This window comes from Rhizobium sp. BK418 (genome assembly GCF_004341105.1).
Lineage (GTDB): Bacteria > Pseudomonadota > Alphaproteobacteria > Rhizobiales > Rhizobiaceae > Rhizobium.
Genome location: NZ_SLZK01000008.1, coordinates 81,159 through 97,779, shown reverse-complemented (window position 1 = coordinate 97,779; position 16,621 = coordinate 81,159). Strand labels below are relative to the sequence as shown.

Here is a 16,621-nt window from a genome sequence, read left to right as displayed (position 1 = left end):
TGGCATGGACGTCTGAACGGACGATCCGCCCTTTGAACTCGACTACAACGTGCGCGTTCTTCCGAATGACCGTAGGAACAGATTAAGCGAGACAGCGACCTTGTCGATGTCGCGAATGTCCTGCGAATATTGACCGGTATAGAGCTTGACAATCATGTTATCGCGAGCTGAGCCACTGAGTTCGAAATGCAGGTGCAGGTAAGAAGCTTGTTTGTCGCCGCTGCGACTTATGCTCCTTCGTCGTTGAGTGACCTGTCTGAGATCCGCTTTGAACGGGGCGAAGCCGGCGAATTTCAGCGTGACCGATTTGGATTGAAATCGGGCCATGCTGGGAACTGCAACGACCGCCTTGTCCAATGCCAAACTTATAACCCGCCCGGAGACATCGTCGACTGTCGCCGCTTCGTCGAGTTTGAACGCGTGAAACAGGCGCCGGGGCTTCTCGAAGCAGATGAGAGACGCAATGAGAAGGACGACGATATTGATACCTGACCAACAGGCGGCGATCGGCGAAAACTGACCTTGTACATGCGACGTTTCCGGCACGATATTGACCAAGAGGCCAAAGACGGTGACCGTGATTAGGCTTGCGATCCAGGCAAAGCTGTAGCGGTCGAACCGGTTCGACTCGTTACCGCTGCCCTTTGGTGTCACTCTGAACGGCTTGCCAAATGGTCTCACCAGGCTGGAGACCACGGTGGGCAACATGCGGAATGTCGCAAAGGTCCCGACCGCGCTGGAAATCACAGGCAGATAGCGCGTAGGCGTGATCCACAGCATAAGCAGAAAATACGCTGCGAGCAGCGGCACCTGATGAGAAACGTAATCGGCGATGTCCGTGAAATAGAGCGGGAGCAGCCCGCACCAGAGATAGACGATCGGCACGAGCAATATCATTAAGCGGACCAGATACTGTACCAGCCATGATATTGGCAGGAACATGATCCGTTGAAAGAGCGTCAATCCGGGGCCGCGCAGCGGGCCATTGTACAAGTAAAGGGTTTGAATACCCCCCTGACACCACCGTTCGCGCTGCACAAAATAGCCGGTCAGATTTTCGGCGGCCAGTCCCATCGACAGCCGCTCATTCAGATAGCGCGTCTTGTAGCCTTTGTTGAGCATCGAAAGAGTTGTTAGCAGGTCTTCTGTGATCGATTCCGTCGGAAACCCGCCTATGGCGTCGATGGCCTTGCGGCGGGCAATCGAGCACGACCCGCAGCAGAAACTGACATCCCAGGCGTCTCGGCTGGGCGCGATCTCATCGAAGAACAAGCGCTGCTCGTCCGGCCAGATATTTTCCAAGCCGAGGTTTGATTGCACCGGATCGACGTTGAAGAAATGTTGAGGTGTCTGGACGATGCCGATGCTTTCATCGCCAAAGAAGGGCAGCGTCCGGCGAAGGAAATGTCGATAGGGAACGAAATCAGCGTCGAAGATTGCAACAAACTCGCCCGAACTGACTTTCAGCCCATTGTTCATATTGCCTGCTTTGGCATGGCTGTTGTCGCCGCGAGTGACGTGGATGGCGTTCTTCCCCTCGCAATAGGCCTTCAGCCAATCCCGGCGTTGATCGTCAAGCACGTACACATTCAATTTGTCGGCCGGATAATCCAGCGAAAGGGCGCCGATGATGGTTCGCTCGAGCACGTCGAGCGGCTCGTTATAGGTGGGAATGAAAACATCGACAGTCGGGAGTTCGCGCTCCTCGCGCGCAAAGAAAACGCGTGCTAGCCTGTCCGCTTCTCCGCTCCGATCAACGTAGCGGCTCATCAATACCAGAAAAAGGACGACCTCGACGCAAGCCAGAATCTCAACGCTAAAGAGGATCCAGACCCAATAGAAACTCGGACCGTCGTTGGGATAGGGAAGCACAGTCTCCGTCAGGCGCCAGACCATGTATCGCAATGCGACTGCCGCGACGAACGCACAGGTCACCGCTCGTGTCCAGGTGTGATGGCGCGACCAATTGAACGGCCCAAGGAAAAAGAAGGCCAGCACGAGAATGGTCGGAACCAGTGCTACAAGATACTGAACCACAGGCTTTTGACCCAATTGGACACGTCTATGCCGTGTTTGGCAAACCGGACCTGCACTGTGCGTCCCACCTGGCAGGAGTTCGCAAAGTCGTCGTTCATGAAAGATGGATCGAGGCGAACCCTTATGCGGGCATTGCGTTGTGTCGACGGCGGCAAACTGGCGGCAAACGAATCGGTCTCGACAGAAGCCGAACTGCCTCTCACAGAAATGACCGTGCCCTTGAAGACATCGCTGCGACCGAACAAGCGGACCTGCGCAACAAGTCCCGGATAGATCTCGTCATAGTCGACCTCGGGAACAAGGATATCCACGAATAGCTCTCGACAGTCGAGAAGGCGCATTAGCTCGTCGTTCAGTACGACGTTGGAGCCGTTGACAATACTTCTGCTCCACACAACGCCGTCGAACGGCGCTGTCGCGGTTGCGGATTCAAGGTTGTCGACGCGGTTTCCCTCTTCGATCAGCTGCTTTTGAACTTCGGTGGCTCGCGTCTCATTTTCCGCAATGCGCGAGTTCAAGTCGTTGATGCGAACGATAACCTCGTCCTCGCGCTGTCGCGAGTAAGGCACATCATTCTGTCCGTCGCCAAAGACAAAGATCCCTTGACGGACCGCATTGAGTCTTTGTTGCAATTGATCGACGGTTAAGTTGCTGATTTCGACCTCGCCGCCGGTCGCAGCTCCGGCGGCGCGCGCGGCCTCAACCAGCTTCTGCGTAAGAATGCCTTTCGACTCGAGCTCCATTCGGCGGTTCAGGTCGACCTGAGCGACGAGATCCTGAGCTTGTGACACCTCGACCTTCTTCTGCAGGATCTCGACTTCGCGTTCAAGATTGGCGATGGTGGTCTGCTTGTAGACTTCCAATCTGGCAGATAGCTCCTCGCGAAGTTGGGAGAGCTCCTCCCGTTCTCTTTTCAGCGCCGCAACGCGGTCGAGCGCCGTGTTGCGATCTGCTTCGAGCGAAGCAAGGATCGCGCGATTGACGCGGCTATTCCTGATTTCTGCGAGAGACTGTCCCCCTTTGACCGGGCTTCCGACCTTGAGGGGCTCTTCCGCAACCGTTCCGTCGATTGGGGCATTAACGACAGCGAACCGCGCATTGACCGTGCCATCTAGGCTCGTAAATCCGGTGATCGCCGGCAATGAGAGGACAACCACGAGTGCCAGCAGCAGCAGGCCGACAGTGATGCGTGTGATGCGATAGTTCCAGATCATCTTGGCATCCGAAGGTGTCGCTTCAGCAGCCATCTGCACCTGTCGAGCTGGCACAATGGATGCAACCACTTCTTGCATAATCTAACCCATTGAGAATTAATAGACAAGTGATGGTCGTAAACCTGCGGCAGAAAGAGGTCATTCATGAACTAGCGGACAACCGTCAGCGGCGGTCGATATCTCTCGGTGGGATGGCCAGGCGGGAGATGCGTGGGCGCTGAATTTTAGGGTGATGCCGAAAGCGAAGAAGCGACATGCAGCCAACCCCAGGCGCATCAGTCGCCGATGCAGTACCGTCATCGAGCCGGCAAAAGCACCGCTCTTACGCCGCGTTCGCCAGCTCGACGCGGTTACGGCCTGGGGTCTTGGCGCGATAGAGCGCCTTGTCCGCGGCCTCGATCGTCGTCTGAATATTGGTACTGCCTGGTTTGACTGCCACAACGCCGATGCTGACAGTAACCTTGATCGCGGCATTGCCGACAATCAAATTCTCCGCCTCCATCGTATGGCGGATTTTCTCGGCGACGATCGATGCCTCGTACTCTTCCGAATCCGGGGGAAGAATTATGATCTCTTCACCTCCGTAACGGGCGGCGATATCGCTCTTGCGAGCCGTCCGGCGGATGAGGTCAGCGACCTTCGAGAGCACAGTGTCGCCCACGTCGTGCCCCAAGTATCGTTGATCTTCTTGAAGTGGTCGATGTCGAGCAAATTGATGGAAAAAGGTCGCCTGCGATTGCCCGCTTCCACGGCGCAGCGATCTGCCGCCCGCTGAAAGACGCGGCGATTGGCAGCTTCGTCAAAGGATCGACGCTTGCCTCATTCTCAAGCACACGCACCATACGGACGCGCTGCTTTTCTCGCTCGAGCAGATCCGCAAGAAGGACGCAAGAACATTGGCAAGCATGACCGGCGCCGCCGCTCGAAAAGTGCTACAAGGATGACGCTCACCGCGCCACCTGTTGCGCCGACGCCCCCGAGAGCCAAGCGACGGCATAATTTCACTCGCTCATTTAGTTAATGCGTTCTAAGTTTTTTCGTCGCGATCAGCATGACAAGATCTTCTGAGGCGTCTGCGAGCGCCAGCGCCAGTTCCGCTGCCGACCATCCACGCTTCTGCAAATTGACGAGCATTTCCACCATCGCGATTTCGACCGCTCTTCTGCAGCTCGAAATCGGTGTCAATTCAATCTGTTTCTCATCGCATGTGGTGGTCATCGTAGCCTCCGTTCTGCCACAAGAAAGGGCAGCTTCGCATGAAATTCGCTAACCGGTAGAATAGTAAGGGTTGCGTGCAAGGTCGCGTCATTACGCACTGACACAGATGGCGCTACCGCTGCGCGCAACCCCTCGCTCTGCCGTCACCATCGATCGGCGTCAGGAGCGTCTTGCATAATTGAATCCGAGGAAACCTGCATCACCGGCGGCAAGAATTCCGCACGGTGACGGAAGGTTGTATGACGAAAAATCTCGGTCATCGACCGAAGATTGTGCAGAGAATGCACGAATATGACTCAGATGGTTACGACTATACTCCCATGTTCCCGTTTTATATTGAATAACTGTCGCTTCGCGTCCATCGCACCCTTGAAACTACATCGCGCTTGCTCATGAATATTTTGGAATTTCCGAATTTTATTCGGAATTCATCATCGCTTATTTAGATACAGGACCGGGACGCAATTGTCGTTATCCGTGCATCCTGAAAATTATCGTTCCGTACATTTCTGCTCGCAAAAGAACATGATAAATAGCTTATGCACGTGACGTTCAGCCACCTCCTTTTCAGGCGGCAATGCGGAGGTCTCATCCGCCAGAACGATTATTTCCTCTCAATTTCAGCAGCCGGATCGGCTTGTGCGCTGGAGGAATTGGATGGATACGGAGTCCGAACCGGGAGATGACCGCGCCGCTGGACAGAAGTGGCCGGCCCACATGGAGCGACGGCGCTGGCCGCGCGAACCGGCCATGGAGAAGGAGCGCCGCCTGGATATTGCGCCCGCGCTGGTGCCCTTACGTTTCTCCACACAGGATCTGCCACCAAAAGACCAGTTCCAGGCCTGGCGTGCGCATATGGCGCCGCTCGTCGACGTTCACCTGCCGGACGAAAAATCACCCGACGACGGCTTTCTTGCCGAACAGATCGGCTGGCATGTCGGCGACATACTCATCGTCCAGCAGCGCACGCAGGCTCACAGCTATATTCGCGATCAAGCCACGCTGCGATCGAGCCCGATCGACCATTGGAACGTCGGCCTGCTTCACAGCGGCCGGGTCTGGACGGAGGTCAGCCGTCACGTCACGGAGGCCGGTCCCGGCGACGTATTTTTCAGATCCCTCGGTTATCCCCATCGCGGGCGGATGATTGATTCAGTCGCGGTGCTTGTCTTCCTGCCCTATGAATTGTTGGCTGCGAATGCGAGCCTTCTCCAGGGCGCCAACAACACGCTTCTGTCCGGCAGCCTGGCCGAGCTACTCACGACCTATATGACGGATCTTGAAACGAAGTTGAGCAATCTGGCGGCAGGGGAGGTGCCCCGGATCGTGCAAACCATCTCCGACATGGTCGTCGCATGCGCCGTGTCGTCCTCAAGGCCGCAAACTGGTCAGATCCAGACCAGTATGGGAATGATGGAGCGGGCGCACCGCTACATTCACCTCAACCTCCATTCAAACAATTTGACACCTGACATCATGTGCCGTGCCTTGGGCATCTCGCGCACGCGGCTCTACCAATTGTTCGAAGCGAACGGGGGCGTCTCCAACTACATTCGCAAACGTCGATTGCTGCAGGCATATGCGGATCTCAGCAATCCTGCCGACAACAGGCCGATCTCGGAGATTGCGGAAGCGACCGGTTTTGACGCCGCTGCCAATTTTACGCGCGCTTTCAGTCACGAATTCGGGTCCAGCCCCCGTGAGATCCGAAAAAGCGCGGCGACTGAGCGCCCGGCGGTTCCGGCTGCGCGTTCCACACGGATTCATGGGACAACGATCGGCGATTGGCTGACGCCTGCAGGCTGACTCGATGTCAGCTTTGTCTTAACTAAGTCTGAGATCTACCCCCGGGTGCAATTTCTTCAAGTTCGGAAGCGACTTCGACTGCCAGGGATATTCCGAGCTTCCGCGCACCGTGAATTGAACATTCGGCTTGTTGCGAACCTCAATCGTGAGCTTCGCGAGCAGGTTGATTCCGGATGAATTGAGAAATTGTAGACCCGTGAGGTCGATGGTGACGCGATCCGGTTTGGCGTCCAGAATATTCACGACAAGGGAAAAAATGGGCGCGTAGGCCTCCGTGCTGGGCAGCCGCATGATCCCATCGAAGTAGATTTCCGTACCTTCCGACCAGACGCGATATTCTTCTTCCTTGATTTCCATATCGACCTCTCTCATCAATTCGCTGCATCTGGAACTGTGATGGATGCGTAGGTTTCCAGCGGAATTCTGCCGTCTGGCTTGCCTGCTCCAAAAACCCACGCAAAATGAGCGCCATAATCGCTCATGAGGGTCAGAAGTCCGAGACCTGAGCCGGTCACATTTGTGCCAATTGCATTCGCCTCAATTCGCCTGATGAGCAGCTCGCTCGGGTCGCCTATCGTGATTTCCGACAGCAAGTGCTGGAACTGCCGGGATGTTTGCTCATCGACAAGATTGGAGACTTTGGCGCGGAAGACATTGTTCCCAACCGAAGCCTCTATGACAATCTCGCCGGCTGCACGGAATTTTACTGCGTTCTCGACAAGCTCGTTCGTCAGATAGCTGACATTGTGCCTGACCTCCCTGTAGAGGCTGCGGGATGTGCGGTAGCGCAAGGCCACGACCTCGGCGACGAAATCCGACGTAATCGCGCAATGTTTCCAGCCGAGATCGAGGGGGCCCTCAAAAAGGCGTAACCTTGTGACATTTTCGTTTGTTCCAGTCGCCAGATCTTCCAATCCATACAAGGTCGTCATTCGTTCACCTGTGTCTCATAACCACGAGTGTGATATCGTCATGGATCTTCTGCGTGCCGATATGCGCCATCAAATCCTCGATGATCCCGGCCTTGACGTCCTCGGCGCTCAAGCCGTATCGCCGACCGGCGCTTTCGCAAAGCCGCTCGATACCAAAGAGTTCTCCGTTACGATCCTCGGCTTCCGTCACGCCATCCGTATGCAGAACGATTATATCGTCGCGGTCGAAGGACACCTCGCGCGTTGCCACGAAGGACGAAATATCCGGCTCCAGGCCGATCGGCAGGCCGAGGTCAAGCGTATCGATCCGCTCCACCTTTCCGAATTTGCGAACGACGATCAGTTCTTCGTGCTGGCCCGAAAGTGTCAGGCGTCTGCCGTCGTAGTCCAGGAAGGCGAGGGAAAGATGCTTGTTTGTGCTGGTCCTGACGAGGTTCTTATAGATGGCGCGGTTCACCCTGTTCAGAAACTGCGAGGGCTCCATGTCGCCAGCTTCCTGCAATGCCCGCGCAATCGACTGGACCATCAGCATCAAAACACCGCTTTCCAGGCCGTGTCCCGTAACGTCGCCGATGCCGATCTTCAACCGCGTTCCTTCCCTCAGGACATCGTAGTAATCGCCCCCGACCTCGTCTGCCGGACGCATGTAGGCTGCGATCTCCAGATCCGAGATCTCCTCCAATTCGCCGGCTTTGGGAAGAACCATCATCTGGATGCGGCGCGCAACCGCAAGCTCCGCGCCAAGGCGCAGGTTTTCGCTGCGTAACTGTTGGTTCAAAGTGGAGATCTGTAGGTTCGCCTCTTCGATCTCCTTTGTTCTGTCCTCGACGAGCTGCTCGAGATTTTCCGTGTGGAAACTAATCTGTTCCGCCATGCGGTTGAAGGCCGTTCCCGCTTCGCCGACTTCATCATGCGTCGGGATGTCCACCCTGACGGAATAATCCTTGGCCTGAATGCGTTTGGCGGCTTCGGCGAGCGAACTGATGCCCCTGGTGATGCGCTTCGATATGGCAAAAACGGCTGTGATGACAAAGCACAGCGATACGAGGAGTGCCAGAATCTGGTAGATCAGAATCCGATTGGTCGCCTGTGAAATTCCGGCCTGTGCAGCAAAGAGCGAGGCATAAATCTCGCGCTCCGGCACGACGATGCCGAGCAGCATGGCTTCGCGTCTGACAGGGCCGGAAAGCCATAGGTTCGTCGGCCGCAGCTGCTTCAAGACAACGAGATAGGGAACCTTTTCGCCATTTTCATCAAGGCGAATATGCCGCAACAGACCATCTTCGCCCAGCGGTAATTGGGCGACTTCCGGCTGCCGGCTTGCCTTCAGTGAACGGTTTAGGCCCGTGACACCCTCGCCGCCTTGATTATTTGATGCCTGAAGGCCGATGATTTTCTCACCCGTCGGATTGATGGCGACCACGTTGCCGTCCGACATGGCCAGAAATCCGAAGCCGCTGCTGGCAACCTTGACGCTCTCGATGATTCCAGCAAGCTGGTCGAGCGTGATATCGGTTCCGGCGGCGCCTGCGACTTTCGTCCGATCACGGGACCAGAGCGGTTGAAAGAAGCTGACGATGAGCTTTCCCGTGATTGCATCCGTATAAGGGGCCGTCTGCGTGATGTCACTGTCGACCGGGCGCTGCCCTCTGTCCTTGCCCCATTGCTCCCACGACTCATAAAGCCCGGGAAAGAAGAAGGTCCAGAACGCCGCGCTGTTGTGCCCAGGATAGAGCCTGTCGAACGTCTGGGCCTGGGCCGTATAGGGCGTTGTGCGGAAAATCGGACGCTCCATCGGGCCGATATAGTACATCTGAAGCTTCGACAGACCGTCCGACAGGAGACTTGGCGCAACCAGGTCGAGAACTGCACTGGTTTCGATGTCCTTCTCGACCTCCGGCAATGGAAGGTGATCGGATCCCAGGAGATATCCCCAGACGCTGACGACGGAAGGTGAGCCGGGCAGGTTCTGTGCCCATCCTCCGTTCACATCGTAAAAGACCTTGGTGGATCCTGGAGAACCGAGAGCCATCGCCTGGCCAATCCTGGCTTTTCTCGAGGGGTGATCGATCTGGGCCTGAAGAACGCCGGCCAACGTGCTGACATCGGAATGGACCTGGTTGAGGAGCAGGTTGACGTGTTCGGCCGTCGTTTCCGCATAGGAACGGATATAGCCTTGGTTGGCTTCCTCCAAACCTTGGCCGACCTCGGCGGCGGCATCACGCGAGAGCCTTTGCACATTCCAAAGCGCCAGGCCGCCGGTTACCAAAAGGTCGAAGAGTACGGCGCTTCCGACAACGAAGACGAACTTCGCGCGAAACGAGTGCAAGCCAAAAGGTGCGGTCCCTCGAGCGGGTGTGCTCATGACGGTTTGCGTCCGGACGCCGCCCAGATTGGCCAGCCGGCATAGCCCTTGGGATGAAGGGCAGCAAAGATGTGGTCCCTGAAACCCTGCCGGAAGCGTTCTATGAATTCGGGAGGATCCCCGCGCTTGACAGCCATTTGTCCGGCATAGACATTCTCCCAGGCTGCGATAACGTCGGCGAAATCCTGCGGATCTCCATCGAGATTGGTGACCATGAAGGATTCGACGAGAATATCCTCAAAGCCAGCGTCGGTGAGATATCGGCGGCTTTTCGGGCCGAGTTCCACGTCCATTTCGAAGTGGCTGAATAGCTTTGCCACTTCATTATACGTCCATTGAATGCTCTGTGAGCAGGGTTCGCCCAGGCAATGCGAATTCTTCTCGTTTGTTATGTATACCCTCCCGCCCGGCTTGCAGATCCGGAGAAGCTCTTTCAGAAGCACATCCGGCCGGTTGAATATCTGAAGCGAATGACGGCAGGTGACCAGGTCGAACTGGTTGTCTTCGAGCAGCATCTCGGAGGCATCGCCGTAAGTATATTCGATATCGGCAACACTGAAGCTGGCGGCGACCTCGCGCGCATAGGCGAGACTTGCCTGGGAATGGTCGAGCGCCACGATCCGCGTTGGCCGGAACTCTTTTTTGACAAGCATGGCGAAATCACCAATGCCGCAGCAAATATCGGCCATCACGATTCCTGGTCGCATGCCGTGACGGGAAAGGATCGAGCGCTCGTGGCGCCAGGTCATCCTGGTTTGTGTGCGCAATATCGGAATGAAGCTCGTATCCTCGACGAAGCTCTGGCCGGGATAAAACCCGGAATCGTAGACCTCCACCGTTACTCGCGGCTCAATGTTGCTCAGATGTTTGAACATGCGCCCGGTCCAGCCAACGACGCTTGACGTCACGACAACGAAACGAAGATCGGATCTTGTTCGGCAGGTGTCCAGCACGACGCGGGCAAAGGCCTGAAAGGCGGTGTTATTCATCTGAACGAGGCGCTTTACGTTGATGTAAAGAACCCCTCGCACATCATCGATCGCCTCCTTGAGCATGAAAATGCTGGCGGCGATCTCATCGACGGAATGTGGTCGGATCACGCCAGCCAGGACGAATTCCTGGCTTTTGGAGTCGAAGTCTGCAAAGAAGGGTGTTGTGTTCAACGCATGTTTCCTTCAAGCGGCAGGTCGACGACCAATGTGATGCTGGCTGCAGTGGGTTCCTCCAGGTCGAGGCGAGCATCGAAATTGATTGCCAGATCAAGAAGCATGACCTCCCTGTTTGGCGTCTGATCGATTGAAATCGCACTGAGATAACGTGCTATCGCATCTTCCTGTCGGGATCTCGACACCGCCTCGCGATAGAACTCCCGCTGTCCGGCGGGGCAGGTGAAACTGAGCCTCACACGTTCCGTCGCGTCGTATCGATAGACGGCACAGTCGATCAATCCCCGCGCAGATCCACCGCGAAACGATACTTCCAACAATTCATTGAGAGCAAACGAGAAGAGGTTCGAATGGCGGATCGGATCGCTGCGATTGTGGCTGATCATCCGCGCCATGAACGTCGACAGTTGATCGCAATGCTGCCAGTCGGAAAGAAATGTCGCCATGTCCATCTCGAACCGGAGGAGGGGCTTGAAGGCGACTTCCGCTGACTTGTTGCTGGCTGCATGCATACCGTTTCCTCCTCCCATATCCGCTCCGAGGGAGTTTAAAAAACTGATATTCACATTCTCCTTGGATCCAAAGGCGGCGTTCGACCGGAAATCGAGAAGTTTTCAAAGGCGACGGGTGGCATAAGCCTGCCGAGGAACACACCGAGCTCTTCGGCGGGCATCGGCTTGCCGAGGAAATATCCTTGCAGCCGGTCACATTTTGCTTTTTTGAGCCAAGCAGCTTGTTTTGCCGTTTCAACACCCTCGGCAGTGACGCGCATACCGAGCCCGTGAGCGAGGGCGATAATGGATTGAACGATCGTCCGACTCTTGTCGTCGATCTCAAGATCCTTGATGAAATACCGGTCGATCTTAATCGTATCGAAGGGAAAGTTCTTCAGGTAACTCAGCGACGAATAGTAGGTCCCAAAATCGTCGAGCGAAATCTGCACTCCCAGCACCTTTAAGGTATTGAGGGTGTCGAGATTGTTGATTGTGCGCTCCAACAGCACAGACTCAGTGATCTCAAATTCAAGTCGGTCGGCACGGATGCCAACGAGGTCCAGGGTCTGGGCAATGCGATCGGTAAGGCCTGCGTGCAGAAACTCCGCTGGGGAGAGATTGACAGCCACTGTAAAATGGGCCGGCCACGACATCGCTTCACGACAGGCCTGTTCAAGGAGCCATTGACCGATGTCTCTCATCAAACCGTCCGTCTCGGCCATGGGGATGAAGATATTGGGCGGGATGATGCCAACGACTGGATGATGCCATCGCAATAGTGCTTCGAAGCCGACGATCGAAAAAGGAGGTTGTACGAGTGGCTGATATTCGATGAAGAACTGGCCCTCTTTAAGGGCGGTTCGCAGACTGCGGCGCAGCGTCTCCCGCTGTTCCAGAACCATGAGCATGGAGCGGTTAAACTTCCTTGCCCTGTGCCTGCCGTCCTCTTTGGCCGCATAAAGCGCAATATCTGCTGCTTTCATGAGCTGTTCGAATTCGTTTCCATCGGCTGGGGCAACGGCAATCCCGACGCTTGCGCCGACAAAGACATTGATGCCTTCGACCGTGAACGGCTCCCTGAAAGCACCGACGAGCGCTTCTGCCAAGCGCTCCGCCTCCCGAGGCTGGTTGGCTCTGCGCTGGATGACCGCGAACTCGTCACCGGCTAATCGATACGCGATTTCCTGCTCGCCGAGCACGCTCCTTATCCGTTCGGCCGCCATCTTCAGGACGGTATCGCCGGCACCATGGCCCAATGTGTCATTCACAGGCTTAAAGTCATCGAGGTCGATCTGCATGAGGGCGAACTTGACCCCCTTTGATACCGGCAGGGCATCTCGCAATTGATCGCTGAATTGCCGTCGATTTGGCAGTCCGGTCAAAACATCGTGGGTAGCCTGATGAAAAAGAAGCGCACGGTCAGTTTCGGCCTGGCTATAAGTCCCGCGCAAGTTAGCATCGCCGTCCGCCTCGACCACGCCCAAGCCGCTAGAGCTGCGGAAAACTGTGAGCGTACGCTGATCTCCAGTCTTTGCATTTGCGATCTCGACGTTTCGCGGCAATCCACTCGAGAGCACGTGTTCGACCGCAGATTTCGTCGAAGGTGCTAAAAGCTCCGGATAGACATGCCACAAGGTAGCATCGACCAGAGAGTCGACTGCATGCGTCTGCCGATGCCTTGCTGAGCATTCGGTAAGATGAAAGCTCTCGTCATAGAAAGAGACGAGCTCGTCAGTATTGGCAGGGAGATAGGTTTCGACAGAAGCAAGCCGTGTCGCATCGCCATCCGGCATCCGTTCCTCCCCTTTCGTAAACTCCTCTTGGAGACACCCGCTAGTCCGTCTGCACCGGCTTGATTCTGATGTGATTCAGATAACGTCTCTAATTTAGATATTCCGGAATAATGATCGCAGAACGTGTTGCGGTCAATGCCACTCCACTGAAAGATAGTAGTTTTCCCGGTTATGTACTGCCTTGAGCTCGCACGTCGACGGCCCTTGACGACTTTCACATGTATTCGGCGGGCGTCCAAACAGCCGGAATAAGGAATTCTACGACATCTGGAATCTCAGCAGGTCATTCGATTTCGATGATGATAGATTGGCACGTGCAATCGCAGCGACCTTCGAGCGACGCGAAACTCCGCTCCCCACTGAGGTACAGACGCCTTTGCCAAGGGCGAGGAAAAGCAACGGCAATTGCACGCATTGGTGGAGCGCACGCACCCGGCGATTTGCCAGACGTCATCGCGAAGATTGCCACGGTTCCTGATGCCGTTGCGGCTGCTAGACTGGGCAATTAGCGGTTTGGTCGCCACGACTATGTCCATAGTCTCCGGAAATATCGCTTGCAATAGAAACCGAATGGTTCCATATTACGTTCATGGTTAAACACGATCAGACCTCCCCGTCCGTCGGTCGCCCTCGCGAATTCGAACTCGATGACGCCGTTCGTAAGGCAATGGGCGTTTTTTGGGATCGTGGATATCACGATGCGTCTTTGCCCGACTTGCTTGAAGGAATGAACCTATCGCGGGGTAGTTTCTACAAGGCGTTCGTAGACAAGCGAGGCGTCTATCTCCGCGCGCTTGATGTCTACATTGAGGATGCTATTCGCAAGGTCGGCGAAATCCTGCATTCCAACGCGTCGCCCAAAGCCGCCATCAAAGAAGCATTTTCGCGGCAGGTTGAAGAGTCCTCCGGCAAGGAGGGGCTGCGTGGATGTTTTGTGGTGTTGTCGGCTGTCGAAATGCTTCCAGGGGACGAAGAGGTTTCCGCGCGAATTTCCCGTCTTTTTCGGCGACTGCAAGATCTCTACGCAGCAGCGATCATAAGAGCTCAAGCCCTCGGTGAGATTGATCCTGGGCTGGACGAGCGAACACTGGCGAGGTTTCTCGTCTGTCAGATCCAAGGAATGAGAGTGCTGGGAAAGGCAGGAGCAGATCGCGACGTCACCAGGGCAATGGTCGACTTCGCGCTGAAGCCGCTCGACTGACTTCAATTAGGAACCGAATGGTTCCTAAAATCGTGTACTTTTAAGCCGTTCAGTCGGCTTTGCAAATCGAATGGAGATACATTCTGAAACCTTCTCGCGACTCCGAGGACAGCCTCGACCCGCACAGATGGACGGCGTTGGTCATCCTGTTGACCGGAGCTTTTCTGCCGCCTCTGGATTTCTTCATCGTCAACGTGGCGCTGCCCTCGATCCGTGAGGACTTTCAGGCCACTGCATCAACAATGCAGCTGATCATTTCGGGCTATGCCACAACCTACGCCGTCATGCTGATCACTGGGGGCAGGCTTGGGGATCTCTACGGTCGCCGGAATGTCTTCCTGGCAGGGATGGTTGCGTTCGCAGCCGCCTCCGCCTTATGCGGCTTCGCTTGGTCTCCAGCGGCACTTGTTGTCGGCAGGGTTCTTCAAGGGTTTGCTGCGGCAATCATGGCACCGCAGGCTCTGGCATCCATCAATGCGATTTTTCCCGATCACGAGAAATCGAGGGCACTCAGCTTCTACGCTCTGACTTTCGGTGTGGCATCGATGGCTGGGCTATTTCTCGGTGGAGCGCTGATCGCGCTGAATATCCTCGATCTCGGATGGAGGGCCGTTTTCCTTATCAATCTTCCAGTGATCGCCATAGCGGCGCCTTCCGCGATGATGGTACTGCGCGAGACGCGATCGGAGCACGCAAGCAAACTGGACGTTGGCGGAGCAGTGCTGATCGCACTTGCACTATTTGCACTGATCTCGCCGCTCATCGAGGGCCGCGAGCAGGGGTGGCCGATCTGGTCGCTCCTGATGCTTGCCGGTTGCCTGCCACTTCTTTTCTTATTTTGGCATCATGAGCAGAAGGTAGAGGCGGCCGGTAGAGACCCGATCCTCGCACCGCGCTTGGTTCGGACTCCGGGACTGAAGCGCGGGTTGCTCGCCGCATTCTTCTTCTATGCCTTTGCGGCCTTCTGGCTGACATTCTCGGTCTACCAACAAGGCGGCCTTGGTCGCACACCATTCGAGGCCGGCCTTGCAATCCTACCCGCGGCGGTCGGCTTCGTTCTCGGGCCATTCGCGAGTGGCTACATCTTTCACGTCTTCGGCAGGTATTCCACCGCCGCGGGCATGTCCCTGGAGGCGGCCGGATTGTTCGGGACGGCAGCACTGGTCTCATTTGGGGCGCCAGAGTTTCTCTACGTGGCACTTTTCTTCGTTGGTGCCGGACAAGGCATTGCACTTCCCAATCTCGTGAGGACAGTCGTACAGCGGGTTGACACGGCGCAGTCTGGTTTGGCTTCCGGTCTGGTCAATTCGATGCTTCAGATCGGCGGCGCTTTAGCGACAGCTTTGATCGGCGGACTGTTCTTTTCAGTCCTAGGCTCCTCAACTGATGTGATATCCATCGGACATGCCTACAGCATTGCAGCAGTCGCGATCGCTTTCTGTCTTCTCATTGCAGGTTGGCTTTCCGCCGGCCTTGGAGCAAAGAAAGAGGCCCTCCGATGAGCGCGAAAATCGGTCGGTTGGCCATCGCTTCGTCCGATGGCGGTGTTACCATTCCCGCCGTCTCAGTTGGTACTCGCAGCTCCGACAACCTGGCGCGCGTCAAGCTCAAGGGCATACCAATCCCGGAAACGTGATGCCTGTCTACCGGCAGACGTCAAAGAATATAACGAATTCCAGCGAGACAGGACTGCGGGATCCGCGCGCTTGTGTCAATTCGACGGCGTATCGCAGATCGGGATGGGCTTGTGCGGAGGAGCAGGATGGTCTTTCTTGTATTTGGCGATAAGCAGTTCGAGCTTGTCCCTGCTCCAGAACCGCGGCGTGCCGATCTGCTTAAGGCAGAAAGCATTCCACTAGACGCCCGATTGGGCCGAACTCTTGGCCTTGGAAATGGCCTCGATGTCGCGGGGCTCTGGATAGATGTAGACGGTTGTGGGGTTGTCCTAAACGGTGGAAAGCAATGCGGCGCCTCCGCCGGAGACCAAGTCGTGCAGCCGTTGCTGCGGCCGCCGGCATAGTTGATGATTTTGCCGAGCGGCACGCAGCCCTTTTCGTCAGCGTAAGGGCTGCTCGGCTTCTTCAGCATGCAGACGCCGGAAACCAGCGATGCCGGGTGCCCGCCGATTGCGCGCTCCCGGGCGTTCGCCGTATCGCCGACGCCATCGAACTGCACGAAAGAACGGGTCAGGGAGGATTGCTGGCCGGGCGAGCCGGAATAATAGCCTTTGAACGAAGTCTTGATCTCGCTGGTCAGATAGGCGCCGCCGCCGGACGCGAGAGCCACCGAGCCCTGGACGACAAGCCCGGTGGCTTTCTGGGTGAGCCCGAGCACCAGAAGCTGGTTCGCCACAGCCCCCGCTCCGGCGAGACGAACTGCGGCAGCAAGGCGAACA

The 16,621-nt window shown here is 56.2% G+C and carries 13 protein-coding genes and 2 pseudogenes; 5 read left to right on the top strand and 10 right to left on the bottom strand.

All coding sequences use genetic code 11. From position 1 onward, the window contains the following. Window positions 1-42: 42 nt before the first annotated feature. From EV281_RS26780 to EV281_RS26765, 4 genes and pseudogenes are all read right to left on the bottom strand, one after another. The gene (locus EV281_RS26780; RefSeq protein ID WP_132657398.1) at window positions 43-2,037 is read right to left on the bottom strand and encodes a glycosyltransferase; all 1,995 of its coding nucleotides are present in this window, start codon (window positions 2,035-2,037) and stop codon (window positions 43-45) included. Continuing rightward, window positions 2,019-3,251: an HlyD family efflux transporter periplasmic adaptor subunit gene (locus tag EV281_RS26775; RefSeq protein ID WP_132657557.1), complete on the bottom strand. Its 1,233-nt coding sequence runs from the start codon at window positions 3,249-3,251 to the stop codon at window positions 2,019-2,021. The genes EV281_RS26780 and EV281_RS26775 overlap by 19 nt, the downstream gene beginning before the upstream one ends. Window positions 3,252-3,573: 322 nt before the next feature. Beyond that, a pseudogene (locus tag EV281_RS26770) lies at window positions 3,574-4,001 on the bottom strand (GGDEF domain-containing protein). Between the two features lie 267 nt (window positions 4,002-4,268). Beyond that, the gene (locus tag EV281_RS26765; protein ID WP_132657394.1) at window positions 4,269-4,469 is read right to left on the bottom strand and encodes a hypothetical protein; all 201 of its coding nucleotides are present in this window, start codon (window positions 4,467-4,469) and stop codon (window positions 4,269-4,271) included. Between the two features lie 657 nt (window positions 4,470-5,126). On the opposite strand from EV281_RS26765, the gene EV281_RS26760 reads away from it, so the two are divergent. Next, complete coding sequence (locus EV281_RS26760) at window positions 5,127-6,275, top strand: AraC family transcriptional regulator (RefSeq protein ID WP_132657393.1); 1,149 nt, start codon at window positions 5,127-5,129, stop codon at window positions 6,273-6,275. A gap of 18 nt (window positions 6,276-6,293) precedes the next feature. On the opposite strand, the gene EV281_RS26755 is transcribed toward EV281_RS26760, so the two are convergent. Genes EV281_RS26755 through EV281_RS26730 form a run of 6 tightly spaced genes read right to left on the bottom strand, consistent with a single transcriptional unit; the run spans window position 6,294 to window position 13,025 of the window. Further along, window positions 6,294-6,632: a hypothetical protein gene (locus EV281_RS26755; RefSeq protein WP_132657391.1), complete on the bottom strand. Its 339-nt coding sequence runs from the start codon at window positions 6,630-6,632 to the stop codon at window positions 6,294-6,296. A gap of 14 nt (window positions 6,633-6,646) precedes the next feature. Continuing rightward, a complete protein-coding gene (locus EV281_RS26750) occupies window positions 6,647-7,207 on the bottom strand; it encodes an ATP-binding protein (RefSeq protein WP_132657389.1) in 561 nt (186 codons plus the stop codon). Window positions 7,208-7,211: 4 nt separating this feature from the next. Next, the gene (locus EV281_RS26745; RefSeq protein WP_132657388.1) at window positions 7,212-9,572 is read right to left on the bottom strand and encodes a SpoIIE family protein phosphatase; all 2,361 of its coding nucleotides are present in this window, start codon (window positions 9,570-9,572) and stop codon (window positions 7,212-7,214) included. Then, window positions 9,569-10,735 (bottom strand): class I SAM-dependent methyltransferase, encoded by a 1,167-nt coding sequence (locus EV281_RS26740; protein WP_132657386.1) that lies wholly within the window; start codon window positions 10,733-10,735, stop codon window positions 9,569-9,571. Before EV281_RS26740 ends, EV281_RS26745 begins: the two co-directional genes overlap by 4 nt. Continuing rightward, entirely contained in the window at window positions 10,732-11,250 is a 519-nt protein-coding gene (locus EV281_RS26735; protein WP_132657556.1) for a ubiquinone biosynthesis methyltransferase UbiE, read from the bottom strand. The genes EV281_RS26740 and EV281_RS26735 overlap by 4 nt, the downstream gene beginning before the upstream one ends. Window positions 11,251-11,300: 50 nt before the next feature. Next, the gene (locus EV281_RS26730; protein WP_132657384.1) at window positions 11,301-13,025 is read right to left on the bottom strand and encodes an EAL domain-containing protein; all 1,725 of its coding nucleotides are present in this window, start codon (window positions 13,023-13,025) and stop codon (window positions 11,301-11,303) included. A gap of 229 nt (window positions 13,026-13,254) precedes the next feature. Between EV281_RS26730 and EV281_RS26725 the strand changes: the two are divergent. From EV281_RS26725 to EV281_RS31290, 4 genes and pseudogenes are all read left to right on the top strand, one after another. Further along, window positions 13,255-13,534: pseudogene (locus tag EV281_RS26725) on the top strand (nucleotidyl transferase AbiEii/AbiGii toxin family protein); the annotation flags it as partial. Window positions 13,535-13,692: 158 nt separating this feature from the next. Beyond that, a complete protein-coding gene (locus EV281_RS26720; RefSeq protein ID WP_132657554.1) occupies window positions 13,693-14,226 on the top strand; it encodes a TetR/AcrR family transcriptional regulator in 534 nt (177 codons plus the stop codon). Window positions 14,227-14,309: 83 nt separating this feature from the next. Continuing rightward, the gene (locus tag EV281_RS26715) at window positions 14,310-15,728 is read left to right on the top strand and encodes an MFS transporter (RefSeq protein ID WP_132657552.1); all 1,419 of its coding nucleotides are present in this window, start codon (window positions 14,310-14,312) and stop codon (window positions 15,726-15,728) included. Then, a complete protein-coding gene (locus EV281_RS31290; protein ID WP_165911962.1) occupies window positions 15,725-15,862 on the top strand; it encodes a hypothetical protein in 138 nt (45 codons plus the stop codon). Before EV281_RS26715 ends, EV281_RS31290 begins: the two co-directional genes overlap by 4 nt. The last annotated feature ends 759 nt before the right edge of the window (window positions 15,863-16,621 follow it).

Coding starts and splice junctions, on each gene's coding strand:
- EV281_RS26775 (WP_132657557.1), bottom strand. CDS start 3,251: ATGATCTGGAACTATCGCATCACACGCATCACTGTCGGCCTGCTGCTG.
- EV281_RS26765 (WP_132657394.1), bottom strand. CDS start 4,469: ATGACCACCACATGCGATGAGAAACAGATTGAATTGACACCGATTTCG.
- EV281_RS26760 (WP_132657393.1), top strand. CDS start 5,127: ATGGATACGGAGTCCGAACCGGGAGATGACCGCGCCGCTGGACAGAAG.
- EV281_RS26755 (WP_132657391.1), bottom strand. CDS start 6,632: ATGGAAATCAAGGAAGAAGAATATCGCGTCTGGTCGGAAGGTACGGAA.
- EV281_RS26750 (WP_132657389.1), bottom strand. CDS start 7,207: ATGACGACCTTGTATGGATTGGAAGATCTGGCGACTGGAACAAACGAA.
- EV281_RS26745 (WP_132657388.1), bottom strand. CDS start 9,572: ATGAGCACACCCGCTCGAGGGACCGCACCTTTTGGCTTGCACTCGTTT.
- EV281_RS26735 (WP_132657556.1), bottom strand. CDS start 11,250: ATGCATGCAGCCAGCAACAAGTCAGCGGAAGTCGCCTTCAAGCCCCTC.
- EV281_RS26730 (WP_132657384.1), bottom strand. CDS start 13,025: ATGCCGGATGGCGATGCGACACGGCTTGCTTCTGTCGAAACCTATCTC.
- EV281_RS26720 (WP_132657554.1), top strand. CDS start 13,693: ATGGGCGTTTTTTGGGATCGTGGATATCACGATGCGTCTTTGCCCGAC.
- EV281_RS31290 (WP_165911962.1), top strand. CDS start 15,725: ATGAGCGCGAAAATCGGTCGGTTGGCCATCGCTTCGTCCGATGGCGGT.